This window comes from Pseudomonadota bacterium, assembly GCA_039196715.1.
GTDB lineage: Bacteria > Pseudomonadota > Gammaproteobacteria > CALCKW01 > CALCKW01 > CALCKW01.
This window is the reverse complement of record JBCCUP010000069.1, coordinates 1-23,760: the sequence shown is the minus strand read 5'-3', so window position 1 is coordinate 23,760 and position 23,760 is coordinate 1. Positions and strand designations below refer to the sequence as shown.

22 protein-coding genes are annotated in these 23,760 nt (G+C 64.4%); 13 read left to right on the top strand and 9 right to left on the bottom strand.

Annotated features, from left to right (window positions below; all coding sequences use genetic code 11):
• Positions 1-134 precede the first annotated feature (134 nt).
• Positions 135-989, top strand: coding sequence for a hypothetical protein (locus AAGA11_18375; protein ID MEM9604837.1), 855 nt, complete (start codon positions 135-137; stop codon positions 987-989).
• A gap of 11 nt (positions 990-1,000) precedes the next feature.
• On the opposite strand, the gene AAGA11_18370 is transcribed toward AAGA11_18375, so the two are convergent.
• The 5 genes from AAGA11_18370 to AAGA11_18350 all read right to left on the bottom strand — a co-directional run bounded on the left by AAGA11_18370 (position 1,001) and on the right by AAGA11_18350 (position 4,573).
• Positions 1,001-1,210, bottom strand: coding sequence for a hypothetical protein (locus AAGA11_18370; protein MEM9604836.1), 210 nt, complete (start codon positions 1,208-1,210; stop codon positions 1,001-1,003).
• A gap of 199 nt (positions 1,211-1,409) precedes the next feature.
• A complete protein-coding gene (locus tag AAGA11_18365; protein MEM9604835.1) occupies positions 1,410-2,216 on the bottom strand; it encodes a hypothetical protein in 807 nt (268 codons plus the stop codon).
• A 209-nt stretch (positions 2,217-2,425) separates the two neighbouring features.
• Positions 2,426-2,755, bottom strand: a complete 330-nt coding sequence (locus AAGA11_18360) for a DUF2834 domain-containing protein (protein ID MEM9604834.1) — start codon at positions 2,753-2,755, stop codon at positions 2,426-2,428.
• 223 nt (positions 2,756-2,978) lie between these two features.
• Complete coding sequence (locus AAGA11_18355) at positions 2,979-3,554, bottom strand: hypothetical protein (GenBank protein MEM9604833.1); 576 nt, start codon at positions 3,552-3,554, stop codon at positions 2,979-2,981.
• A 137-nt stretch (positions 3,555-3,691) separates the two neighbouring features.
• Positions 3,692-4,573 carry a LysR family transcriptional regulator gene (locus tag AAGA11_18350; GenBank protein MEM9604832.1) on the bottom strand — a complete coding sequence of 294 codons (882 nt, stop codon included), beginning with the start codon at positions 4,571-4,573 and terminating at the stop codon, positions 3,692-3,694.
• A gap of 106 nt (positions 4,574-4,679) precedes the next feature.
• Here AAGA11_18350 and AAGA11_18345 point away from each other — a divergent pair, with 106 nt between their 5' ends.
• Entirely contained in the window at positions 4,680-6,176 is a 1,497-nt protein-coding gene (locus AAGA11_18345; GenBank protein MEM9604831.1) for a CoA-acylating methylmalonate-semialdehyde dehydrogenase, read from the top strand.
• A gap of 226 nt (positions 6,177-6,402) precedes the next feature.
• Here AAGA11_18345 and AAGA11_18340 read toward each other — a convergent pair whose 3' ends face one another.
• Entirely contained in the window at positions 6,403-7,497 is a 1,095-nt protein-coding gene (locus AAGA11_18340) for an aminotransferase class I/II-fold pyridoxal phosphate-dependent enzyme (GenBank protein MEM9604830.1), read from the bottom strand.
• A 69-nt stretch (positions 7,498-7,566) separates the two neighbouring features.
• Between AAGA11_18340 and AAGA11_18335 the strand changes: the two genes are divergently transcribed.
• The 7 genes from AAGA11_18335 (at position 7,567) to AAGA11_18305 (ending at position 16,133) form a co-directional block, all read left to right on the top strand.
• Positions 7,567-8,025 carry a GFA family protein gene (locus AAGA11_18335; protein ID MEM9604829.1) on the top strand — a complete coding sequence of 153 codons (459 nt, stop codon included), beginning with the start codon at positions 7,567-7,569 and terminating at the stop codon, positions 8,023-8,025.
• A 16-nt stretch (positions 8,026-8,041) separates the two neighbouring features.
• Positions 8,042-8,422 carry a GFA family protein gene (locus tag AAGA11_18330; protein MEM9604828.1) on the top strand — a complete coding sequence of 127 codons (381 nt, stop codon included), beginning with the start codon at positions 8,042-8,044 and terminating at the stop codon, positions 8,420-8,422.
• 65 nt (positions 8,423-8,487) lie between these two features.
• Positions 8,488-10,080 carry an ATP-binding protein gene (locus tag AAGA11_18325; protein MEM9604827.1) on the top strand — a complete coding sequence of 531 codons (1,593 nt, stop codon included), beginning with the start codon at positions 8,488-8,490 and terminating at the stop codon, positions 10,078-10,080.
• Positions 10,077-11,405: a sigma-54 dependent transcriptional regulator gene (locus AAGA11_18320; protein ID MEM9604826.1), complete on the top strand. Its 1,329-nt coding sequence runs from the start codon at positions 10,077-10,079 to the stop codon at positions 11,403-11,405. Before AAGA11_18325 ends, AAGA11_18320 begins: the two co-directional genes overlap by 4 nt.
• A gap of 180 nt (positions 11,406-11,585) precedes the next feature.
• Positions 11,586-12,587 carry a DctP family TRAP transporter solute-binding subunit gene (locus AAGA11_18315; protein MEM9604825.1) on the top strand — a complete coding sequence of 334 codons (1,002 nt, stop codon included), beginning with the start codon at positions 11,586-11,588 and terminating at the stop codon, positions 12,585-12,587.
• A 153-nt stretch (positions 12,588-12,740) separates the two neighbouring features.
• Positions 12,741-13,721, top strand: coding sequence for a TAXI family TRAP transporter solute-binding subunit (locus AAGA11_18310; GenBank protein MEM9604824.1), 981 nt, complete (start codon positions 12,741-12,743; stop codon positions 13,719-13,721).
• Positions 13,722-13,892: 171 nt separating this feature from the next.
• Entirely contained in the window at positions 13,893-16,133 is a 2,241-nt protein-coding gene (locus AAGA11_18305) for a TRAP transporter fused permease subunit (GenBank protein MEM9604823.1), read from the top strand.
• Between the two features lie 107 nt (positions 16,134-16,240).
• On the opposite strand, the gene AAGA11_18300 is transcribed toward AAGA11_18305, so the two are convergent.
• Together AAGA11_18300 and AAGA11_18295 are read right to left on the bottom strand one after the other, a co-directional pair.
• The gene (locus AAGA11_18300; protein ID MEM9604822.1) at positions 16,241-16,804 is read right to left on the bottom strand and encodes a histidine phosphatase family protein; all 564 of its coding nucleotides are present in this window, start codon (positions 16,802-16,804) and stop codon (positions 16,241-16,243) included.
• 60 nt (positions 16,805-16,864) lie between these two features.
• Positions 16,865-18,457 carry a glutamate synthase-related protein gene (locus AAGA11_18295; GenBank protein MEM9604821.1) on the bottom strand — a complete coding sequence of 531 codons (1,593 nt, stop codon included), beginning with the start codon at positions 18,455-18,457 and terminating at the stop codon, positions 16,865-16,867.
• 244 nt (positions 18,458-18,701) lie between these two features.
• Between AAGA11_18295 and AAGA11_18290 the strand changes: the two genes are divergently transcribed.
• Positions 18,702-19,583 carry a LysR substrate-binding domain-containing protein gene (locus tag AAGA11_18290; GenBank protein ID MEM9604820.1) on the top strand — a complete coding sequence of 294 codons (882 nt, stop codon included), beginning with the start codon at positions 18,702-18,704 and terminating at the stop codon, positions 19,581-19,583.
• A gap of 29 nt (positions 19,584-19,612) precedes the next feature.
• Here AAGA11_18290 and AAGA11_18285 read toward each other — a convergent pair whose 3' ends face one another.
• Positions 19,613-21,100 carry a M81 family metallopeptidase gene (locus AAGA11_18285; protein ID MEM9604819.1) on the bottom strand — a complete coding sequence of 496 codons (1,488 nt, stop codon included), beginning with the start codon at positions 21,098-21,100 and terminating at the stop codon, positions 19,613-19,615.
• A gap of 86 nt (positions 21,101-21,186) precedes the next feature.
• On the opposite strand from AAGA11_18285, the gene AAGA11_18280 reads away from it, so the two are divergent.
• The 3 genes from AAGA11_18280 (at position 21,187) to AAGA11_18270 (ending at position 23,398) form a co-directional block, all read left to right on the top strand.
• Entirely contained in the window at positions 21,187-21,882 is a 696-nt protein-coding gene (locus AAGA11_18280; protein ID MEM9604818.1) for a DUF2461 domain-containing protein, read from the top strand.
• Positions 21,882-22,148, top strand: coding sequence for a DUF2277 domain-containing protein (locus AAGA11_18275; protein ID MEM9604817.1), 267 nt, complete (start codon positions 21,882-21,884; stop codon positions 22,146-22,148). Before AAGA11_18280 ends, AAGA11_18275 begins: the two co-directional genes overlap by 1 nt.
• 98 nt (positions 22,149-22,246) lie before the next feature.
• Entirely contained in the window at positions 22,247-23,398 is a 1,152-nt protein-coding gene (locus tag AAGA11_18270; GenBank protein MEM9604816.1) for an endonuclease/exonuclease/phosphatase family protein, read from the top strand.
• Positions 23,399-23,760 lie beyond the last annotated feature (362 nt).

The following is a 23,760-nucleotide window of genomic DNA, read 5'->3' as shown; positions in this document are numbered from 1 at the left end:
CATCCTGATTGACGGCCTCTGGAACAGCTTGGCCACGGGCAAGGACGGCCTGAAACCGGCCCAGGCCAAACACCTGTGCAACGTCTTCCTCGAGGGCTGCCTCGAGGGTGCACACCCCACTTGAGACTGCAGCCATGACCCCTTCGCTCAGCCCGCAAGACACCATCGACCACGCCCGATACCCGATCGACGAACCGGACAACCCGCGCCGCCAGGCCGCGGTCGACGCGGTCCGCGCTGCGCTCGCCGAAGACGGCTGCGCAGTGATCCGGCACTTCTTCAGCAAAGCCGGTCTCGCAGCACTGGTGGACGAGGCCGAGACGCGCAAGGTGAAGGCCTACTACTCCCCGACCAAGGCGTGCAACGTCTACCTCAACGACGGCAACCCCGAGCTCCCGCCCGAGCACCCCACCAACGTACTGAAGCCGCGGACCAACGGCTTCATCACGGCAGACCTATTCGGTGAGGACACCGTGGCGCGGCAGCTCTATTACTGGGCACCGCTGAAGCGCTTTCTCGCCGACTGCCTCGGCAAGGACGAACTGCACATCTACGACGACCCGGTCTCGAACATGATCGTCAACCTCGGCAAACCGGCGCAGGAGTTCAATTGGCACTTCGACACCAACGAATTCACCATCACGCTGTTGCTGCGACCGGCGAGCTCCGGTGGGATTTTCGAGTACGTGCCGGACTTGCGCACGGCGGAAGACGAGTGCTACGACGAGGTCGCGCGCGTCCTGCACGGCGACCGCAGCCGCGTTCGGGAGCTCGAACTCAACGCCGGCGACCTGCAGTTCTTTCTCGGTCGCTTTGCCCTGCACCAGGTCACCCCCAACACGGGCGAGAGCGACCGGCTCGTGCTGATCATGTCATTTGCCGACGCCCCGGGCATGATCGGCAGCAAGGAACGCGTACAGCAGCTCTACGGCAAGGTGACCGACGCCCACGAGCAACGCCAACGCTTTTCGGACGGCCTCGCGGACTGAGCGCCGACCGGCTAGCGGGTCCGCCGCCACCAGGCGGCGACGTGCCAGATTTGGAGCCAAAAGACGCCAGCAATCAGCAGTCCGAGCGGCAGTGCCAACAGCAGCGACACCAACCAACTGAGTGGCACCGCGTCCTTGTGTGTTGCGTGTTCGCCCCAGATGACGAACGCGCCCGAGCGCAGCAACCACAGTGCGGCAACGTAGCCCACCGCAATCGACACAACGCTCTCCACGCGCGCCAAGACGGGTCGGTTAATCTCTCGCCGTGGTGCAGCCATCACCCTCGACCACCCAGGCACTCGAACCAACGCAGGCAAAGCCAGCGAACGAGCAGCGCCGGGCAATGCGCCGCCTTACTCAGCCAGGGCATTCTGGCTGGCACCCCGCCGTCGTGATGCGGCCATGGGTCACATCGACACCTCATTGGCCTGTGATACGGTGGTAGTAGGCGTAGACGCACACGGCGGCCAACACGGCCAGGCCGAGTGAAACCAGGAGATCCTTCAGCAGCGTTTGCCCCGGCTTCGGCCGGTCCAACGCGTGCACACCGTTCCACAGCGGCACGCCCAGGAAGCCGGCGAGTGATTCGGCGTCGGCGAACAATGCGTCGCGGTACCCACCAAATGGGTGGTTGTTCAGGGTCAGCAGCTCGATCCGCCGCCCACCTCGCAGCACGAGGTTGATTTGCAAGGCCGCACCGGCCCGCCTCGGATATCGGAGAGTGAACCCCAGCAGCTGCACTGCATGGATGTCAGTCAACCGGACGTGGCTGTCGGACTTCGAGCTGTAGCGGCCCGTCCAGAGCGCATTGATCGAGCGATCAAGCTGGATGGGTCGCGCTTTGCTCCAGCAAACCGCACCCACGACGCCCAGGACCAGCAGCGCGATTGGCCCGCTGACAAACAGCGCGCCAGTCCCACCGAGCAACCCTGACAGGAGGACAAAGACCGCGATAAGAAGCAAGGACGACAGCGCGACCAGGCTCAGAACCAACGGCACAAGGAGGAGAAGTGGCACCTTGTAGACCGCACGTTCCCCGGTTATCACCGAAAACCTGTGCCAAAAACTCAGGGTATTGGGTTGTACGGGGTTCCAGTCGATGGACGCCGCAACCTCATCCCCAAAGGACGCAGCGTCGACGGGATCGGGGTCAAAGCGGAGCTTCGCCCGCGCCTTGAACTGCGCCCATCCGATCCAGTTCCACGTAATTTTCGACGGCGTGCTCACCGAAGGCGCTCCTTTCAGGATCCGCGTCTCGCCTACCACAGGGAAAAAGGCCGTGCTCCACTGAGCGAAACGGCCGAGTGCCACCGACCGGCTCGAAGATAGACGCCGCGTTGCCCACAGGATACAAACGTCGTACCAGGCGCCACTCTACAGGGCGTTGTGGTGCCTTTGGCTCGCCCCCTGTCTCGGTCGATGTCGTCGCTTTCGCTTCAATCGGGTCGAGCAGACTGGACACTCCGGTGCCGTTCACGCAGCAACAGGAACAAGGGCAAGCCGAGCGACACCCCCACCGTGCAGGTGCCAAGTGTCGGCAGCCACAGGCGGGTCATCCCCTGGCGTCGGCCTTCGACCCAGATGAACACCAACAGCACAACGGCCGAGACGATCACATCCAACCACGCAAACGCCGCCACGCGGTTGACGAACGCACCCGAAAGCAGAAAATTCAGGTCGAGGCCGAACTCGAGCACCCACGGCACGAAGGCTGAGAGCGGCAGCACCGTGCCGACCACACACATCAGTGCATAGAAACGCGTCATCAGCGAATTCTCCGAACCCAGTTTATTCAACACGGCGACGCCGTGTTCTGGAAAGAAATGCAAGGCTGTGACACCCCGTTCGCCACAGTCGGTCGACGCCACGGGTTACGCCTTCGCACAGCCGCGCCTTGGAAGCGTAGCAGTCAGACAGGGGCCGATCGCTCGGGCAGGCCCTCGGGGCACGCGTCGATCAGGCCGACGTCGTGGCAGACCCGCGTCGAGCTCAGGTGGGTGTGTGCTCTTTTGCGCCCGCCGTCCCGCGGCTCAACGCCAGGCAGAGCAGTGCCAGGGCCGGCGCCCAAAGCCAGATGTGGCTTGCCACGATCGGCGACCAGCTGAGCCAGGCGGGCTCGGTCACCATGAGAAACGCCACCGGGTCGCCCATGTGTTGGGTCAAGGCTGTTGGGGCGGTGTACCAGTAGAGCGCCATACCGCTCATTACCAGCGCGAAGGGCCAGGCGTAGTCGCGTTTGCCGCCCATCATCTGCAGCGCACACACCAGCAGCACCCCCAACAGCAGCGTGTTGATCGCAATCTGCACCCACGCGAAGGGGGCCAAGTCGCCTCGCTGCATGGCCCACGTCACCTGCTTGGCAATCAACGCCACGTCGACGGGGCTCAGGTTGTAGGTCGCCTGGATGTCGTACCGGTGCGCCACCTCGACCCAGTCGATGCCGGTGTGGAACCGGTCCGTCGCCAGAGTCCACACGGTGAGCAACAGACACACGATGGCAAAACCGGCGGAGACGGCACCGAGCACCCGCAAGGCCTGCAGTGCCCTGCCCTTTGACTTGCTCATCTTGGATGCCCTGCCTCTGTCACCGTCGCGCTCGGCTCATTCTCCGACACCGCGTCAGCGCAGAAACCAGACACGCGTCACAAAACCGGGGTTGGCGCACCGCACACGGGCCACACGAACGCCGCAGCGGGGCCGAATCAGAACTGCGTGCGCGCGGCGTCCACCGCCTCGACCAGGAAGTCCGCCACCGCGTTGATCGCACCCATGGACCGGGTGCTCTCATGGCGTGCGAGCCAGTAGCTGCGCGTGACACTGAGTTCGGGCAGCACACGCTGCAGGCTCGTGTGCGTTTCGGCGATGTAGCGGTGGAGAATGCCGATGCCGGCCCCACCGCGCACGGCCTCGAGTTGGCCCACCGCACTCGCGATGGCTGTGTCGGTCTGCCAGTGGGCACTGAACTCTCGGGTGTAATCGAGCACGTCGCTGTAGACCAGGTCATCGACGTATCCGACCAGGCGGTGCGCGGCCAGCGCCGAGGCAGACTCGGGTTCGCCGGCCGACACGAGGTAGTCGCGGCTCGCGTAAAGGCCGAGCGCGTAGTCGACGAGCTTGCGTGCCACCACCGACGCCTGCTCCGGCCGCGCCAGCGTGACCACGAGGTCTGCTTCGCGACGCGAAATCGACACACTGCGCCCCATCGGCACAAGCTCCACGCGGATGCCCGGGTGGCGATCGGCGAGCTCGCCGAGCCGCGGCGCGATGAAATGCAGGCCGAACCCGTCTGGCGCACCCACCCGCACCGTGCCGCTGACAGCGCCGGCATCGCGCTCTGCCCCGACACTCAATACCTCACGCTCGACGCGTTCGGCCACCACCAGCAGGCGCTGTCCCGCCTCGGTGAGGTCGCAGCCGTGGGTGCGTCGATGGACCAAGGTCTGCCCGAGCGCGGCCTCGAGCTGCTGCACGCGCCGACTCACGGTCGCGTGGTTGACCCCGAGGCGCTTGGCCGCGGCGAGCAGCTGACCGCTGCGGGCGACCGCGAGGAACACGCGCAAGTCATCCCAGTTGGGGTGCGTCATACGACACTAATTTTTGCACAAACAGTGTCCAATTTTGCCCATTGTTTGTGCGAAAAGACAGTGCCAGACTGCCCAATCTCCCCCACTCCGCCAAAGGCCACCCCCCATGCGACAGATTGGACACTTCATCAACGGCGCGCGCGTGGACGGCGCGAGCGGCCGCACCGCCAACGTCTTCAACCCGGCAACCGGTCAGGTGCAGGCCCAGGTCGCACTCGCGAGCGACGCCGAGCTGCAGGCTGCCGTGGACTCGGCCAAGGCTGCGCAGCCCGACTGGGCCGCAACCAACCCGCAGCGCCGCGCGCGCGTGTTCGCGAAATTCGTCGACCTGCTGAACCAGAACATGGAAGAGCTCGCCGACCTGCTCGCCAGCGAACACGGCAAGACCTTCGAAGACGCCCAGGGTGACATCATCCGCGGCCTCGAGGTCTGCGAGTTCGTGACCGGCGTGCCGCACTTGTCCAAAGGCGAGTACACCCAGGGTGCCGGCCCGGGCATCGACATGTACTCCATGCGCCAACCGGTCGGCATCGGCGCGGGCATCACCCCGTTCAACTTCCCGGCCATGATCCCGATGTGGATGTTCGCCCCCGCCATTGCGTCGGGCAACGCTTTCATTCTGAAGCCGTCCGAGCGCGACCCGTCCGTGCCCATGCGGCTCGCCGAACTGATGATCGAAGCCGGCCTGCCGGCCGGTGTGCTGAACGTGGTCAACGGCGACAAGCAGGCGGTCGACGGCATCCTGCAACACGATGACATCGGTGCGGTGTCTTTCGTCGGTTCCACCCCGATCGCCCAGTACGTGTACAGCCAGGGCTCGGCTGCCGGCAAGCGCATGCAGTGCTTCGGCGGCGCCAAGAACCACATGATCATCATGCCCGACGCTGACCTCGACCAGGCAGCAGACGCGCTGATCGGCGCGGGCTACGGCTCCGCCGGCGAGCGTTGCATGGCGATCTCGGTGGCGGTTCCGGTGGGCGAGGAGACCGCCGACGCCCTGATTGAAAAGCTTGTTCCCAAGGTCAACGCCCTCAAGATCGGTCCGTGGAACGGGCGCGGCTTGGACCTCGGTCCGGTGGTCACGGCCGAGGCGAAGGAACGCATCCTCGGCCTGATTCAGAACGGCGTGGACGCCGGCGCCGATCTCGTGGTCGACAACCGCACCGTCAGCATCGAGGGCTACGAGGACGGTTTCTTCATCGGTGGCTGCCTGTTCGACAAGGTGACCAAGGACATGGACATCTACCAGACCGAGATCTTCGGCCCGGTGTTGTCGGTAGTGCGCGCTGCGAACTACGAAGACGCGCTGGACCTGCCGATGTCACACGCCTTCGGCAACGGTGTGTCGATCTTCACACGCGACGGCGACACCGCGCGCGACTTCGCCGATCGCATCAACATCGGCATGGTCGGCATCAACGTACCGATTCCGGTGCCGTTGGCCTACCACAGCTTCGGCGGTTGGAAGGCGTCCCACTTCGGCGACCTGAACCAGCACGGCGTCGACGCGATGAAGTTCTGGACCCGCACCAAGACCGTGACCAGCCGCTGGCCGTCCGGCATCAAGGAAGGCGCGGAGTTCGCCATCCCGGTGATGAAGTAGGCGACAGCCGCCTGTTCGACCAGCCCGGCCTTCGTGCCGGGCTTTTTTTTGGTCCTTGTCACACTGAACCCACCGCCGGGTTGCCGGGGTGTTCATTGGCAGCGCGCTCTGGTGGGTGTCTCGGGTTCAGCCCACGTTGGCCGCGCGCACCGGGATCGACACCGGCGCGGTGCTGACACTCCGGGGCTGTTGGACCGCGGTGTGCGCCGTGCGGCCCCAGTCAGTGTCAGAGCTGCGGAATCAACTCAGCGAGGATCTCGCAGGCGAGCGCCATGTCGTCGGGTTGAGCCAAACCCACGCGCACGCAGCGGTTCAGCGGCGTGACGCCGGGCATGCGCATGAACACCCCACGCGCCGCCAGACGCTCGAGCAAGGTGACCGCCCGATCGGTGCCGCCAACGTCGAGTGCGACAAAGTTGGTGAACGACGGCTCAGCGTGCAGGTCGAGCGTTTTCGCGAGCGCGTAGACCCGCTGACGGGCGGCCTCCACGGCGTCCCGCACGCCAGCCAGAAAGGCGTCATCGTCGACGCTGGCCGTGGCGCCGGCCTGGGCAACGCGGTTGAGGTCGAAGTGGTTTCGGACCTTCTCGAAGGCCGCAATGATCTCGGCGTTGGCGATGCAATAGCCGATGCGCTGGCCCGCCATGCCGTAGGCTTTGGAAAAGGTCCGAAAACGCAACACCTGCGGGTTGTCGGTGTCGAGCGTGGCTGCAACACCCGCCGGCGCGAATTCGATGTAGGCCTCGTCCAGCACCAGCAGGCAATCCACGGGCAGGTTGTCGATCAGACGTTGAATGGCCTCGGCACCGTGGCAGGTGCCCATCGGGTTGTCGGGGTTCGCGAGGTAGATCAGACGTGCACCGACCTCGTGCGCCTTGGCGAGCAGGGCATCCGGGTCCTCGTAGAAGCCGGCGTAGGGCACGGTGTGCAACACCGCACCGTAGCCGTTCACGTGGTAGTTGAAGGTCGGGTACGCGCCCAGCGAGGTCACGACCGGCGTGCCCGGGGTGCAGAACAACCGCACGGTGAGACCGAGCAAGGTGTCGATGCCGGCATCGACGACGATCTCCTCAGCGTTGACACCGTGACGCGCGGCCAGTGCGTGGCGCAGATCGTGGCTGGTCGGGTCGGCGTACCACGCGCTGGTGGCCAGCGCGTCGTGCATGGCGGCCATGCCCGCCGGCGACTGGCCGAAGGCGCTCTCATTGGCACCGATGCGCAGCCGAAAGGGCGCGCCGCGTCGCCGCTCGAGCTCCTCGGGGCCAACGAAAGGCGTCGTGGCCGGCAGCTTGGCGATCACCGGCGCAAAGGGTATGGTCATGGCTTGTACTCACCGTGGTCAGCAGGCAATCATACCGTGACGCCGCGCCGCGTGATGCCACGGACTGACATGACCGCACCGAACAGCCCCGCGACCTTCACCGGCCAGTGCTACTGCGGCGCGGTGTGCTTCAGCGTCACGCTCTACGCACCGGCGATCTTCGCAGGCTACTGCCACTGCGACGACTGCCGCCGTGCGCACGCAAGTCCGCTCTATCACTTCGCGTACGTCGATGCCTCCGCGTTCACCCTGGAGTCGGGTGACGCGCAGATCCGCGAGTACGTGCGCGATGAGCGACTCTCGCCGAGCCTCAAACGGTGCTTCTGCGACGTCTGCGGCTCGCGCGTGTTCAACCGACTCGCACCGGAGTTCGAGGGGCGGGTGCAACCGCACATCGGCGTCTTTCCCGCCATCCTCAACGAAGCGGGCGCCAGTGCCCACCCCTTCCTGAAACCGCGGTACCACCTGCACAGTCGGGAGGCGACCCTGGCGCTCGACTGCGTGCAGGATCGCCTGCCTCGACGTTGAGACCCAGGAGCCTCGCATGCCATCCGGATCGTGTTTGTGCGGCGCCGTCCGCATCACTGTTGACCGCCAGCTGACCCAGCCCGACCTGTGCCACTGCAGCGTGTGCCGCAAGTACGCAGCCGTCGGTTTCGCCTCGTGTGACATGCCGCGGGAGGCCGTGGCCATCGAGGGCGAAGCCTCGATCACCTGGTTTCAGTCGTCAGAGAAAGTGCGCCGGGGATTCTGCAGCCGCTGCGGCAGCGCGCTCTTCTTCGACCCGCTGTTTCACGACTGGACGGCGATCGCGATGGGCGTCTTCGACGAGCCAACCGGCACCACCCTTGGCAAACACATCTTCACCGCCGACAAGGGCGACTACTACACCATCGAAGGCGACTTGCCGCAGAACGCGCAGTAGGCCCTGGCTGGCTGCGCCCGCCAACCTGATATCGAAACAATCGCCATTCCGGGTACCGTGTTTACATGAAACTGTTGTTGTCGTCGGTTGTTGTGCTCGCCCTGGTCTGGCTGTTCCTGATCCGACCAGACCAGATTGCCGAAACCGAAAAAGTTCGACAGCAGTTGGCATTTGAAGCGGATTCCTTGAGCCAAGCGCTGAAGCTTGAAATGGAAAAATACCGCCTCGTATCGGTGTTGCTGACACAGACCGCCAACATCAACGCCGCCCTGACGAGCAACGCAACACGCGGAGAAGACAGCGCGCAAGTGCTCGACCGCATCAGTTATCTGCAAGCCCTCTCCGGCGTGAATGCCCTCGCGATTTTGAGGCGTGGCGAGAGCGAGAGCATGCCGGCCCTTGCGCTGCCGCCCGCGTTACTGCAGAGCGGGCGGTGGCAAAACGGCGTGCAACGTGCCTTTCACGGCAGCCTTGGGCGCGCCTATTTCACCGACCCGGAGGGCCGCCCGCATTATCTGTTCTTCACGCCCGTGTTCAGCGAGGACGGCGGCGCACCCCAGGCTATCCTCATCGCACTGATCGACCTTGGCCCGATCCGGGACCGTTGGGAGAGCTCGGCACACCGTGTGGCGCTGTGGTCGGACAATGGCGAACTGCTGTTCGACAACCGTATCGCCGCCCCGGTCAACCCGATCAACATCGCCCGCGAGCACCGGCAACTCAACGCCGTGCTGCGCGTGACGGGCTCGGCGCCCGCGTTTTTCGGACCCGGCATGCTGCGCGGCTTCATTGCCGCATTGTGTTTGTTGCTCGGTGTGGTGCTGCTCCTGAAACAGTCCGAGCGGCGCCGCCTGCTGGCCGAACTCGCCGAGCAACGGGCCGGCGAGGCCGCGCGACTCGAGCGCGAAATCAACCAGCGAACGCACGAACTGTCAATCGCCCAGAACCAGCTCGTGATGACCGAGAAAATGGCCCTGCTTGGCCAGATGTCGGCCTCGATCAGCCACGAGATCAACCAGCCACTCGCCGCCATCAAGAATTACGCAAGTGCGTCCCGCCATTTGATGGTAGCCGGCAATACCGCCGCTGTCAGTGACAACCTCAACACCGTTGAAGCTCTGACCGAGCGAATCTCCCGCATCGTTGTCCACTTGCGCAGCTTTGCCCAACAGGAACCGTCCCGGGTCAAACCGGTGTCAATCGGCCCTGTGTTGAACAAGGCTGTCAGTGAATTTCTCGACCGCTTCCCAAGTGCTGCCGACGTCCTGCACTACGTGCCACCAGCCCAACCGATCTGGGTCCAGGCCGGTGAAGTCCGCTTGCTGCAAGTGCTAGGCAACCTGCTCAGCAATGCACATGATGCCTGCCAATCGACACGCAACGCCACGCCGGGCATCACCATCACCATCGCCAACGGCGACGATCACATCTGTGTATCCGTCATTGACACCGGGCCAGGTATCGACGACGCGATTGCCGACACGCTGTTCGACGCGTTCGTCAGCAATCGCGCTGCCCCCGACGGCATGGGACTGGGCCTGACGATCTCGCGATCATTCGTCGAGAGCATGGGTGGCACGCTGACCATCAACGCCAAACACCTGGGCGGGACCCGATTTGATATCGTATTGAAAAGGTTATCGAGCCCGTCCGCATGATCACTACAGCGGACATTGCCATCATTGATGACGATGTCGACTTTTCCGCATCCCTGGCCCAACTGCTCGAGGTTTCGGGGTACGCCGTAGAGTGCTTCCGCTCGCCTCACGACGGCCTCAGCGCCCTGCCCCGAGATTTTCCGGGTGTGGTCGTACTCGATGTTCGCATGCCGCGCCTTGCCGGCACAGACGTTCTGATTCAATTGCTCGAGCGCGATCCGACGCTGCCGGTCATTCACGTCACCGGGCACGGCGACATCCCCATGGCAGTCAACGCGCTCAAGGAAGGCGCCTACGGTTTTTTCACCAAACCGCTGCAAACCGACGACTTTCTGCGCGATGTCGGACGGGCGCTGTCTGCGCGGCGCACCGAACTCGAACGCCGCAACCTCGCGCGCCAGCTCGAAATGCGCGACGACCTCCCACACCACATCATTGGCAGTTCCGATGTCATGGTCTCGCTGCGCCGCAGCATCCTCAGCATCGGCTCTGCCGGTGTCGATGTTCTGATTACTGGCGAGACTGGCACAGGCAAGGAACTGGTTGCGCAAGCCCTGACCCGGGTCTCCGCGCGTCGCGAGGCGCCCTTTGTCGCGGTGAACTGCGGACTGCTCGATGACGGTAACGGCGTTGACGTGCTGTTCGGCACCGAAACCCTGCTCGCCTCGGGGGAGACGGTTGTCAAACCCGGCCGCTTCGAACAGGCCAATGGCGGCACACTGCTGCTCGATGAGATTGAGAGCATGCCGTTCTCGATGCAGGTGCGCTTGTTGAGGGTGTTACAAGAACGCACGCTCGAGCGCGTCAACGGCAACACCGAGGTCGCACTCGATATCCGCATTCTCGCGACCACGAAAGCCGACTTGTCGAGCCTCGTCGACGAGGGCACCTTCCGCAGCGACCTCTACTACCGCCTCAACGGCGCAGTCCTGACCGTACCGCCGTTGCGCGAACGAGCAGCGGACCCGGTGATTCTGTTTGAACACTTCCTCCGGCAGCAGTCGAGCAACACCACCGAGGTCTCACCGAGCCTGATGAGCGATTTGCTGAGTCACGACTGGCCCGGCAACGTGCGAGAGCTGCAAAGTGCCGCCAACCGCCTCGCGGCTGGCCTCGCCGTGTTCAATGACCAACCTGAAGGCCAAACCCGCAAGAACAGCTTGTCGGCGCAGGTGGCCGCCTTTGAAAAGGACCTGATAGAAGCCGCCCTCTCGCACAACCGGGGTTCGATCAAGCGCACCATGCTCGACCTCGATGTTCCGCGCAAAACCCTCTACGACAAAATGACGCGACACAAGCTGCGCCGGGATTCGTTTCAGTCCTGAACCCCGCCGTGTCCGTCCCCGAACGGCACTTGTCCGACTAACCGCACACCGTCTGGCGCAAGAGGGGTCAGAATCCACCCATGAATGTGCTGGACGCGCTGGAGCAGGCTGCACAACAATTCACACTCCGTCAGCACAGTGCCATTGAGCGCCAACTGGCTAGGCACACTGAGACTGAATATGCTTCACCGCGCCCTCATCATCGCCGCTGCGATCACAGCGAGCCTGCCCGGCCAGGCGAACGCCGCCGACTGCCAGAGCGGTGAGATCCGCATTCGATTCAGCCACGTCACAAACACGGAAAAAAACCCGAAAGGCATCGCCGCCGAGCTACTGAAACAACGCGTCAATCGCGAGATGGACGGCAAGGCGTGCATGGAGGTGTACCCGAATTCCGAGCTGTACGACGATAACGACGTACTCGAAGCGTTGCTGCAAGGCGATGTTCAATTGGCCGCACCCTCGCTTTCGAAATTCGAAACCTTCACCAAAGCCTTTCGCCTCTTCGATCTCCCGTTCGTCTTCAAGGACATTGCCGCCGTCGACCGCTATCAGGCCTCGCCCGAGGGCAAAGCCCTGCTCGATTCCATGCAGCGCAAGGGTCTGCAGGGCCTGGCTTATTGGCACAACGGCATGAAGCAGTTCTCCGCCGACCGCCCGCTGCTTTCACCAGCCGATTTCAAAGGGCTGAAATTTCGCATACAGCCCTCAACCGTGCTCGACGCACAATTCCGTGCACTCGGGGCGACCCCACATCGCATGGCCTTCTCCGAAGCCTACGATGCGCTTGCACGCAACATCATCAACGGCCAGGAAAACACCTGGTCGAACATTTACAGCCAGCGGTTCCACGACGTGCAAGACGGCTTTACCGAATCGAACCACGGCATCATCGACTACCTGGTGGTGACCTCAACCAATTGGTGGTCCAGCCTGCCTGTCGACACACGGGCGCAATTCAGTGACATCTTGCGCGATGTCACAGTTGAGAGTAACACCGCTTCAACGGGCATCAACCAGGAAACGCGGCAGCTCATCATCCAGTCCGGCAGCACGATCAGAGCACTCACCGCCCGCCAACGCGCTGCGTGGGTCGAGGCGATGAAACCGGTATGGCGCCAATTCGAGAGCGACATCGGACGCGACACCATTGCGCAGATCACCGACTTCTCGGAACCCTGACGTCCTTGACGTGATGCCTCCCGCGTAGTCCACCCGAGCGCCCTAGTCGCGGCGCTACGTACCCCAAGAAAACCACAACACCGGCTCGCATCCCCATGCGTGGGGCCGCGTGCGCCCATCAATCACCCCGACCAACGACAAGAGGAAGACACCATGCAAAGCAAAAAACTCCTACTCGCTACCGCCGTTGCCGCGATCTGCACCATCGCCCAGGCGAATGACCGCAGTGACTGGCCAGAGAGTTTCACCGTCGGCACTGCATCGCAAGGCGGCACCTACTTCGCCTACGGTTCAGGCTGGGCCAACCTCGTCGCGCAAGAACTGGGCCTTTCGGGCGGCGCCGAAGTCACCGGCGGACCGATGCAGAACATGGCACTGGTTCACACCGGCGACGCTTCGTTCGGCATGACCACACTCGGGCCAGCTGCGGAGTCCATCAACGGCAACAACCCGATTGCACCGGGCCTGCCGTTGGACAACGCCTGCGCGATGTTCCCGATGTACCAGACGCCTTTTTCGGTGACAGCCCTGTCGTCCTCCGGCATCGAGTCCATCGCAGACATCCCGGCAGGCGCCAAGATCGGTTTCGGCCCGGCCGGCTCGACATCGGACACCTACTTTCCGCGCATGATGGAAACCCTCGGTGTCGACTTCGAACGCCGTAACGGCGGCTGGTCCGATCTCGGCAGCCAACTGCAGGACGGCCTGCTCGATGTCATCGCGTTCGCTGCGGGCGTTCCGGTGCCGGCGGTGAGCCAGTTGGAGGTGCAAACCGACGTGAACATCATCGAGTTCACCGCCGACGAACAGGCAACCATACAGGGTGCCTTCCCGGTTGCCGCGTTCAGCATTGCCGCTGACACCTACACGACGCTCGAGGCGGACGCGCGTTCGGTCTCCATGTGGAACTTCTCCATCGCCAACTGCGATCTGCCGGCCAGCCTGGTCGAAGCCGTGGTTGACGTTGTCATGTCCGACAACGAGCGCTTGGTCACTATCCATAAAGCGGCGCGCTCAACGGTTTCAGAAAACTGGGACAAGAACACGGTCCTGATGTGGCACCCCGGTGCGGCCAAGTGGTTCAAGGAGAACGCCGGTGCAGACATTCCGGACGATCAGATCCACCGCCAGTGACTGAGGTGCGGTGACTGACCGCACAGCTCGGCATCACCCCGCCCTCTGCGGGGTGATGCTAGCCCGGACAGCCCGACACCGGCCCTGTTCAGCGCACCACCACATCCCTTTCCGTGCCGTTGCGACCCGTCGCGGGCGCCCCCATCACGACCTCGCCGGAGTACCCACCGCATGACCGATCAGGCAAACCGACAAGACAACCAGAGCCGTTTGGTCGAAGGGGCTGATGAAGAGATCATCGAAGCCAACCGGCGGCTATTCACCCACTGGCGGCTGCTCCTGATTTCCACCCTGACAGGGCTCTACGCCGCCTTCCACATGGCCGCACTCAACGGTTTGTCGCTGTCGGCGATGACCGGCATCGAGATCGCATTTCTGCCGAGCTTTCCGCTTGAAACCTGGAACTTCCGCATCGTCCACATTGCGGGCGCTCTGTGCATCGGTTTCCTGCTGTTCGGGTCCCGCACCCGATTCGTCGAATCCACCACCTTGCCGAACACAACCTTCAACGCATTGGCTTGGTTGTTTTTGGCCATCGCGCTGGTCGCCTGCGGCGCTGCGATCAGTTTTGCCATGCGCATTTCGGCAGGCGAGATGTGGAACGGCATCGCACCCGAATTCCGCGACCCCGAAATCTACGGGTTCGGCCTGCCTCTGCTGATCGCAACCTTCGGTGGCATCGTGCTCGGGTGGCTCGACCGCACGCCGCGACAGTATTTCTCACAAGCCGATCTGGTATTGAGCGCGTGCGCCGTGGCAGTCGCGCTCTACCTCGTGACGATGTACGGCACGCTGATGCGCAACGCGACCGGCACGCCCTTCGCGCCGATCGGCATCTCCATCGCGGCCGTTGCCGGCACCGCCTTGATCATGGAACTCACGCGCCGCGTGACCGGCTTTGCGTTGATCATCATTGCCGGCTTTTTTTTGGTGTACGTTTTCGTCGGCCACCTGTTGCCGGGTTTCCTCAACTCGCCGAAAATCGATTGGGCGCGGTTCTTCTCACAGGTCTACACCGACGCCGGCATCCTCGGGCCAACCACCGCCGTGTCGTCGACCTACATCATCCTCTTCATCATTTTCGCAGCCTTCCTGCAAGCGTCGAAAGTCGGTGACTACTTCATCAATTTTGCCTTCGCTGCAGCCGGTCGCACGCGCGGCGGACCGGCCAAGGTGTCGATATTCGCCTCCGGCCTCATGGGCATGATCAACGGCACGTCAGCAGGCAACGTGGTGGCCACCGGGTCGCTGACCATCCCGTTGATGAAAAAAGTCGGCTACCACCGCAAAACCGCCGGCGCCGTTGAAGCTGCTGCCTCGACCGGTGGCCAGATCATGCCCCCGATCATGGGCGCGGGTGCGTTCATCATGGCCGAGATCACCGGCATCCCTTACACCGAAATCGCTGTCGCTGCGCTACTCCCTGCGGTGTTGTATTTCGCGTCGGTGTATTTCATGGTCGACTTCGAAGCGGCCAAGCTCGGGATGCGCGGCATGCGCGAAGACGAGCTGCCAAAACTGGGGGCACTCGCGCGCCAGGCCTTTCTGTTCCTGCCCATCGTGATCCTGATCTACGCGTTGTTCGCGGGCTACTCGGTGATTCGGGCTGGCACCCTCGCCACCCTCGCCGCAGCCGTCGTGTCCTGGCTGACTCCGAACCGCATGGGACCACGGTCCACTGCCCGGGCCTTCGAGCTCGCAGGTGTGATGTCCATTCAGATCATCGCAGTGTGCGCTTGTGCGGGCATCATCGTCGGCGTGATCTCCTTGACCGGTGTTGGCGCGCGCTTCTCGGCGGTGCTGCTCGGCATCGCCGATTCGTCACAACTGCTGGCGCTCTTTTTCGCGATGTGCATTGCGATTCTGCTCGGCATGGGCATGCCAACCACCGCCGCCTACGCTGTCGCCGCCTCGGTTGTCGCACCGGGCCTAGTCCAACTCGGTATTCCGCAACTCACCGCGCACTTCTTCGTTTTCTACTTTGCGGTGTTGTCGGCGATCACACCACCGGTCGCGCTGGCGAGCTACGCGGCGGCGGGGATATCGGGGGCCAATCCGATGGAGACATCGGTGGTGTCGTTCAAGATCGGCATAGCGGCCTTCATCGTGCCCTTCATGTTCTTCTACAACGGCGCGCTGTTGATGGACGCCCCGTGGCTTTCAGTGACACAGGCTGCGATCACCGCCATCGCCGGGGTGTTTCTGCTGTCTTCCGGTGTGCAAGGGTGGTTCGTGGGCCGACACGCGGCATGGTTTATTCGGCTCGCGCTGATCGTTGCAGCGCTCTTCATGATCGAGGGCGGCCTCGCGTCAGACGCGATCGGCGTTGCCATCACAATCGCGGCCTACGCCATCCAGAGGGTGTTCAAACCCGACGCCAACGCATCCATCCCGGTGCGCGGCGCCGACTGATCGACCCCCGCAGTTCGACAATGGCGGCTACCACACCATCGAAGGCGACATGCCGCAGAACGCGCAGTGAGCGCACGCGCAAGACACAGCGGCCGGTCCTGTGTCCTCTAGGGCGATATCATCACACGGCCGAGCAGCTCTGTGCCGGTGGGTGTGAGGCGCACGATCAGCACTTCACCCGAGCGCGTGCCGACACCCGTCAGCGCCGAGATGTTCACCTGGTGCGTGACCAGCATCAGACGCCCACGGGCCCGCTCGATGATCTCGCGCAGCGCCGACGTTTGCGTGTCACGCGTCGAGAAATCGTTGAAAAAGGAGTTCAGGGCCGGTGCGTCCGACACCGGGCCGAGACCGAGCAGCGCTGCCGTCTCGCGCGTGCGGCACCACTGGCTGCTCAGAATGGCGTCGAAGGCCACACCGTTCTCGCGCAGTGCAGCCCCGATCGCTCTGGCTTGAGCGCGACCGCGAGCGTCAAGGTTGCGTTGTGTCGCGCACTCGTCGAGTGAGAGGTTCGCGGGGTCACCCGTGCCGGGCGCCAGCGCATGGCGCATGACGGCGACGGCGCCAGGCTCACCGAAGGCGGCCCAGTCCGCCGCCGCAGCCAGCGCCGATGCGCACAGCAGCAACGCCGCGACGGCGCCGCGCAGCACCGCCCCCCTCAAACCGTCCATGCTCGCGACCATGTCGACATCCCCCGGCAGACACTTACCCCACCGGCATACGCCAGGGCGCTACAGCAGCGGGGCGCCGGTTGCGTGGACCGCTGCGCCCGCGGCGGGTGGTGACTGGCCGCCGAAGCCCGAATACCGCACACCCGAGAGATCGGCCATCTCGCGCTGCCAGGTCGCGAGGTCGTCGGTGTTGAACTTGCCCAGCGCGTCGTGCCCGCACGCCCGCGCCATGACCTGCATGAGTTCGGTCGACGCGGCGAAGAAGTTGGCGAGCTGGCGCGACGCCCTGGCCACGTTCAGGCGCTGGCGCAGGTCTGCCTTCTGCGTGGCGATGCCCGCCGGGCAGTTGTTGGAGTTGCACATGCGCGCCGCCACGCACCCGATCGACTGCATCGCACTGTTCGACAGCGCCACACCGTCCGCCCCGAGCGCAAGCGCTTTGACAAAGTCGATCGGCACGCGCAAGCCGCCGGTGATGATCAGCGTCACACGCCCGCTCGCGCCCTGCTGGTCCAGGTAGTGCCGCGCCCGGGCGAGCGCCGGGATGGTCGGCACGCTGATGTGGTCACGGAAGATCTCGGGCGCAGCACCGGTGCCGCCGCCGCGGCCGTCGAGGATGATGTAGTCGGCGCCGGCGTCCAGCGCAAACTGGATGTCGCGCTCGATGTGGTTCGCGCTGAGCTTGAAACCGACCGGAATGCCCCCGGTGACCTCGCGCACGCGGTCACCAAAGCGCTTGAAGTCGGCCACCGTCGAGAGGTTCGCGAAGGTCGGGGGCGAGACCGCGGCCTCGCCCTCGGGGATGCCGCGCACCTCGGCAATCTTGCCCTTGTTCTTGTTGCCGGGCAGGTGACCACCCGTGCCCGTCTTGGCGCCCTGCCCACCCTTGAAATGAAAGGCCTGGACACGGCTGAGCAGCGCTTCACGGTAGCCGAACTGCGCACTGGCGAGCTCGTAGAAATACCGCGAGTTGGCCTGTTGCTCCTCGGGCAGCATGCCGCCTTCACCCGAGCAGATCCCGGTGCCGGCGAGTTCGGCGCCGATGGCGAGTGACACCTTGGCCTCCTCGGACAGCGCGCCAAAGCTCATGTCCGAGACAAACAGCGGGATACGCAAGTGCAAGGGCTTGCGCGCTTCGGGCCCTATCACCAGCTCGGTAGCCACGTCCACGTCCTCGAGCAGGGGCTTGGTGGCCATCTGCGCGGCCATGATCTGCAGGTCATCCCAATGCGGCAGTGCATGCCGCGGCACGCCCATGGACGTCATCGGCCCGTGGTGTCCGAGTTTCGAGAGGCCTTCGCGCGCGAGCTGGTGGATGAACGCCACCGTCGGCTCTTCGGCCGTGGGCGTCGCCACCGGGGCGCCGTCGGCGGACGACGGGCTGACACCCGGCCCTTCCTTGCCGATGGCGTCCTCACCAAATCGCTTGTGGGTGCCGTCGCAGTAAGGCGGGTTGCCGCTGTGCTTGCACTGACACAAGTAGGCTTGGCCGGTCTCGGACGCGGTGAAAGCCATTGGCGTGATGCCCGAGCCCGCATGCGAGCCGTCGCAGAACGGCTGATTGGACGACTTGCCACAGGCGCAGAAGGCGTATTCCTCACCGTCGGTGAGGTCGGCGGCAGCGGGTTTGTTGTCGGCGACGATGGGGTTCACGGTGAGGCTCCGGTTGGTTGCGCGCGGGCCGTGCGAAGCCCACAGCTGTGGGCAGTGCGCTGCGGGTGTCGGTGCACGCCACTGCAGCAGCCTGGCCGTCACGGACCGGACCGCCTTGATCGAACAGTCCGCTCCAATCTCCGGTGTCATTCCGGCGCGCGTCGAGCACCGTAATGGCTAGTGCGGTGAAATTGACAGACAGCCAAATGAGAACTTATCGTTCTCTTTTTTAGACCTGTCTGACATGGGCCAGCTGGAAGACTTGCGCGCGTTCGCGCACATCGTCGAGCAAGAGAGCATCGGTAAGGCCGCCGCTCTCAGCGGCGTTGCCAAGTCCGCCATGAGCCGGCGTTTGAGGCTGCTCGAAGCACGGCTCCAGACCGCGCTGATCGTGCGCACCACCCGGCAGTGGTCACTTACCGAGGCCGGACGACAGTACTACGAGCGCGGCCGCCAGCTGCTCTCGGCCTACGACGAATTCGAAGCCGACGTACGCGATGACGATCAGGCGCTGAGTGGCGACATCCGCCTCTCGGTGCCGCTTTACTTTGGCCGGCTCGCGCTGACGCAGCCGCTGCTCGCCTTCGCGCGGATGCACCCGAACGTGCACCTGAACGTCGACTTCACTGACCGCCTGGTCGACGTGGTCGGCGAGCACTGGGACCTCGTTGTTCGCGTGGGCCACCTCGACGACTCGGCGTTGATCGCGCGCCCCTTGTGCAGCATCCGGCACCAACTTTTCGCCAGCCCGGCGTACCTCGACGCCTGCGAGCCGATCCGCTCGCCGGACGACTTGCGCCAACACCGGGTGCTGCAGTTCGGCCCGGCGAAGCGACCGCGTTGGCGCTTCAAATCGGCGACCGGACAGCACACCGACGTGCCAGTGCGCGCCGCGCTCAACAGCTATGACGGCGGGTTCCTGCTCGACGCCGCCGTGGCCGGGCAAGGGGTCGCCCGGTTGCCGGATTTCATGCTGCGCGACCACCTGCGCGACGGCCGAATCCGGGAAGTGTTGTCGGACTACCTCAACGCGCCTATGCCGGTCCACCTGGTGTACCCGATCGCACGCTACCTGCCGCACCGCACCCGCACCTTGATGGACCACCTGATCGCACAGCTCAGCTAGCCGTCTCAGGCTCCGCAGACCGGCGCGGCTCAGCCCACCTGCCAGCTCGCACCGTCCCACGCCACACGCGCCCTCGTGTACTGCAGAGCACCCGGGTCGGCGACCACAGCCCCGGGCGCGGCCACGACGATGACACGTTCGGCAATCTGCTCGAAATCGTTGCGAAAGTGCACGGAGCTCTTGACCGCAACCAGCGCCTGCTCAGCAGGCTCGACGCCGAAGTGCCGGAACAACGCCTGATCAATCAGCGCCACGTTCACCGAGCTCACCACAACCTTGAGCCCACCGATACCGAGCAACGCAGCGGTGCCGAGCTGGATGCGCGCTCCGAGGTACATCGGCCCGGTGCCAACGACCTCGCCACCGCCGAGCCGCAACACCTCCGCCTCGCACTCGAGAGGGGCCTGACCTGGCATGCGCTTGCCGCCGAGCGCCACACACAGCCGCGCGCCCTGCCCCGCCGCGTGCGCCTGTTCGGCCACGGCGGGGTCGTAGATCGACCCGACGACCCCGCGATCGGCCCCGGCCTCGAGCAGGGCCGACAGCAGACCGACGGTGTCGCCGGTGCCGCCGCCACCGGGATTGTCCTGGGTGTCGGCCAGCACCACCGGCCGTGCCGCCGTCGCGCTGATCGCGAGCGCGGACGCCACCGCGTCCTCGAGCGGCATCACCGCGCCGTCGAACCGGGTCCGTCGGCCCTCGATCGCGGCGAGCAGCGTATCGGCGGCGGCCTCTACCCGTTCAACATCCGGCCCGTAGGCGACGACCCCCGGCCCGACGTCGCCAAAGTCCGACAGGTGAAAGCCGACCGCCACGCCCGCCACCTGCACGGACTCGTCCAGCACCGCCGGCAGCGTGTCGTAGACCGCCTGCGCCGCGCCGGCGACACTGGTGCAGCCCGCGTTGAGCGGAATCAGAAAACCGGGCTTGCGATACGCCTTGTGCCACCGCGTGCCATCGAGCATCGCCATCAGGTGGCGCGCCGTGCGCGCGCCGGTCTCTCCCATGTCGGTGTGCGGGTAGGTGCGAAACAGGTCGATCACATCACTGTGCGCGACCATGGCGTCGGTCAGGTTGGCGTGCATGTCGAGGCTCACGGCAATCGGCACCGCCGCACCGACCAACGCGCGCACACGCCGCAGGATCTCACCCTCGCCGTCCTCGTGTGACTCACTCACCATCGCGCCGTGCAGGTCGAGGTACACGCCGTCGACCGGTAGGACCGCTTCGAGGCGCGCGAGCAGGTCCGTGGCGATGCGTTCGAAGGCCTCGTCAGTGACGTAGGACGACGGCGTCGCCGACGCCCAGAGCAAGGGCAGCACGGTGTGTCCCGCTGCGCGCACCGCAGCGAGCGCCCCGGCAATCGGGATGTGCACGTCTTCGACAGCCGTGACCATCGCAGACCCGGCACTGAGGCCGGGCCACTCATCGGCCGCAAGGAAATCGGTGTAGTGCGCACGCAGCGGTGCAAAGGTGTTGGTCTCGTGCTGCCAGCCGCCGAGCGCGATCCGGACCACGCTGTCTCTCCGTGTGGGTCTTGGGCGGAGCGTCGCACGCCTGTTAGCATCCAACAAGCCTCAGCCTTCCCCTCCGGAGCGCCCGCATGAGCGGTTACACCCCTCTGCCCACCGACCTCTTTGCGTTTCTCAGCGAACTGCGCGTGAACAACAACAAGCCGTGGTTCGAGGCCAACAAGCCCCGTTTCAAGGCCCGGGTGCAGCAACCGATGGTCGGCTTCATCGAGGCCATGGCCCCCTGGTTCGACGCCAACGCACCGGCCTTTCAGGCTGACACGCGACTGAACGGCGGCTCGCTGTTCCGCATCTACCGTGACACGCGCTTTGCCAAGGACAAGACGCCGTACAAGACCAACGTCGGCTGCCACTTTCGGCACCGCGTGGGCAAGGACGCGCACGCGCCCGGTTACTACCTCCACATCGCGCCCGACGAGATCTTCTTCGGCGGTGGCATCTGGATGCCACCCACCCCGGTGCTCAACCAGATTCGCGACGCGATCGTGGATTCGCCGACGCGCTGGGCGGCGATCGAGGGGTCAGCAACGTTCACCAAGCGCTTCGGCGGGATCCGGGGCGACCAGCTCAAGCGGCCGCCGAGGGGGTACGACACGGACCACCCGCTGATCGACGACCTCAAGCGCAAGAGCTTCTTCGCCTTCTCGAGCTGCACGCCGAAACAGGTGTGTGCGCGCGACTTTCCGAAGCGCATCGCGGCCACCTTCGACGACCTCGAACCGCTGATGCACTTTCTCGTCGACGCGCTCGACGTCGGGTGGGACTGATGTGCCGAAACATCCGACCGCTGTTCAACCTCGCGCTGCCGAGCACCGAGCAGGACGCCCGCGAGGCGGCCTTGCAATTCGTGCGCAAGGTGGCTGGCACGCGCACACCCTCCAAACGCAATCAGCCTGCCTTCGAGGCTGCCGTCGAGGCGATCAGTGCCGAGGTGTGGACGCTGGTGAACACCCTTGAGACGCACGCGCCGCCGCGGCGCCGCACGGTAGTGTCGTCTCGCACACCGGTGCCGAACCCGACTGATTCAAACTGATCATGTGGGACAGTCGCGCTGCTGGGTAGCATGGCCCTTGGCCCGAGGCAACCGGCGACACACGCCGGTGGCACCCGACCGCTGCCAAGGAGGGCGACATGCCACACTATAACGACCTGCGACCCACTGCAGACTTCGAGCGTCGTGACTACGCGCTCGTGTTCCCGAACATCACCCCGAGCGAAAAAGTCCGAGCGTTGAACAGCCTGCTGCGACTGAAGGCGGGCTTGACCGACAGCATCCCGCACCGCAAGTCCGAGTCGAACCTGCTGATCGCGAGTTGGAACATCAAGGAGTTCGGTCACACCACTCAGCGCTTGCCCGAGGCCTTTTTCTACATCGCCGAGACGCTCTCGCACTTTGACCTGATCGCCTTGCAGGAAGTGAAGTCTTCACTCAAGCACCTGAACAAGGTGATGCGCATTCTGGGCAGCGATTGGGACTACATCGTCAACGATATCACCGACGGCAAGAACGGCAACTCCGAGAGCAGCGCGTACCTCTACAACACCAAACGCGTCGGGCTCTCGGGGTTGGCCGGCGAAATCGTGATCTGGGACGAGTTGATCGAAGACGTGTTCGCCGAGCAGGACCCGGACAGCCGCGAGAAACACCTGCGCCAGCTCAAACGCACACCCTATGTCACCGGCTTCCGGGCCGGCTGGAAGTCCTTTGCCCTAGTCAACGTCCACCTGCACCCGGGCAACGGCGACGACGATGTCGCGTTGCGGCGCGATGAAGTCAGCTTGTTGCTCGCCGCCCTGCAGCGCAAGCGCGACGAGATGTGGAACCGCAACCTCGTGCTGACAGGCGATTTCAACTTCTACAAGACGAGCGATGCCGAGACCGTTGCCCGCATCCACGACGCAAGTTTCAACGAGGTCGACGGGCTGCTCGACACGCCGACCAACGCGTCGGGCTCGCAAACCTACGACCGTTTCTTCATCAACGCCGGCGAGTACTTCAAGCTCGTACGCGACGCGGCAGACCACACCGTCGGCGGCGTGTTCAACCCGTTTTCCCACGTGTACCGAGACGACGACTGGGCCGCGTACCGCACCGAGATGCTCGACGATTACACCGGCAGCAAAGACCTCGCAAACGACGAGACGGCACTGCGGGCCTACTACCGCAACACCTGGCGACGCAACCAACTCTCGGACCACTTGCCGATCTGGTTCGAACTGCAAATCGATTCCAGCACGGACTTTCTCGCCGAGAAAGCCGCCAGCGTCGCGGCTGACAGCTAGGCCCCAGAACAGTGGGAGCGCGGTCGTCGCGGAGCGACACCGGGCGAAGAGAGAGTCGACGCCGTCAAGCGTTTCGCTATGTTCAATTGCCGCGTCTCGCCACGGCGAGGACGCAGCTCCCACGGCTGCACGGGACTCGGTGGGAGCGCGGTCGTCGCGTAGCGACACCAAGCGAAATGCGAGTCGACACCATCAAGCGTTTCGCTATGTTCGTTCGCCGCGTCTCGCCACGGCGAGGACGCAGCTTGTATGGTCGATTCCGCAGGTGATACAGAGAAAAACCTGTCGGGGTGGAGGGGCTGACTGACGCGCTTCTGATCCGTTACCGGATACAGACTGTGGGAGTGTATCTCCCGCCCCGT

Bases quoted from the DNA above. Each gene is read 5' to 3' on its own strand.
- AAGA11_18335 (MEM9604829.1), top strand. From the start codon at position 7,567: ATGACCGCACCGAACAGCCCCGCGACCTTCACCGGCCAGTGCTACTGC.
- AAGA11_18350 (MEM9604832.1), bottom strand. From the start codon at position 4,573: ATGACGCACCCCAACTGGGATGACTTGCGCGTGTTCCTCGCGGTCGCC.
- AAGA11_18320 (MEM9604826.1), top strand. From the start codon at position 10,077: ATGATCACTACAGCGGACATTGCCATCATTGATGACGATGTCGACTTT.
- AAGA11_18290 (MEM9604820.1), top strand. From the start codon at position 18,702: ATGGGCCAGCTGGAAGACTTGCGCGCGTTCGCGCACATCGTCGAGCAA.
- AAGA11_18340 (MEM9604830.1), bottom strand. From the start codon at position 7,497: ATGACCATACCCTTTGCGCCGGTGATCGCCAAGCTGCCGGCCACGACG.
- AAGA11_18280 (MEM9604818.1), top strand. From the start codon at position 21,187: ATGAGCGGTTACACCCCTCTGCCCACCGACCTCTTTGCGTTTCTCAGC.
- AAGA11_18360 (MEM9604834.1), bottom strand. From the start codon at position 2,755: ATGACGCGTTTCTATGCACTGATGTGTGTGGTCGGCACGGTGCTGCCG.
- AAGA11_18305 (MEM9604823.1), top strand. From the start codon at position 13,893: ATGACCGATCAGGCAAACCGACAAGACAACCAGAGCCGTTTGGTCGAA.
- AAGA11_18270 (MEM9604816.1), top strand. From the start codon at position 22,247: ATGCCACACTATAACGACCTGCGACCCACTGCAGACTTCGAGCGTCGT.
- AAGA11_18330 (MEM9604828.1), top strand. From the start codon at position 8,042: ATGCCATCCGGATCGTGTTTGTGCGGCGCCGTCCGCATCACTGTTGAC.
- AAGA11_18355 (MEM9604833.1), bottom strand. From the start codon at position 3,554: ATGAGCAAGTCAAAGGGCAGGGCACTGCAGGCCTTGCGGGTGCTCGGT.
- AAGA11_18325 (MEM9604827.1), top strand. From the start codon at position 8,488: ATGAAACTGTTGTTGTCGTCGGTTGTTGTGCTCGCCCTGGTCTGGCTG.
- AAGA11_18275 (MEM9604817.1), top strand. From the start codon at position 21,882: ATGTGCCGAAACATCCGACCGCTGTTCAACCTCGCGCTGCCGAGCACC.
- AAGA11_18310 (MEM9604824.1), top strand. From the start codon at position 12,741: ATGCAAAGCAAAAAACTCCTACTCGCTACCGCCGTTGCCGCGATCTGC.
- AAGA11_18300 (MEM9604822.1), bottom strand. From the start codon at position 16,804: ATGGACGGTTTGAGGGGGGCGGTGCTGCGCGGCGCCGTCGCGGCGTTG.
- AAGA11_18375 (MEM9604837.1), top strand. From the start codon at position 135: ATGACCCCTTCGCTCAGCCCGCAAGACACCATCGACCACGCCCGATAC.
- AAGA11_18345 (MEM9604831.1), top strand. From the start codon at position 4,680: ATGCGACAGATTGGACACTTCATCAACGGCGCGCGCGTGGACGGCGCG.
- AAGA11_18315 (MEM9604825.1), top strand. From the start codon at position 11,586: ATGCTTCACCGCGCCCTCATCATCGCCGCTGCGATCACAGCGAGCCTG.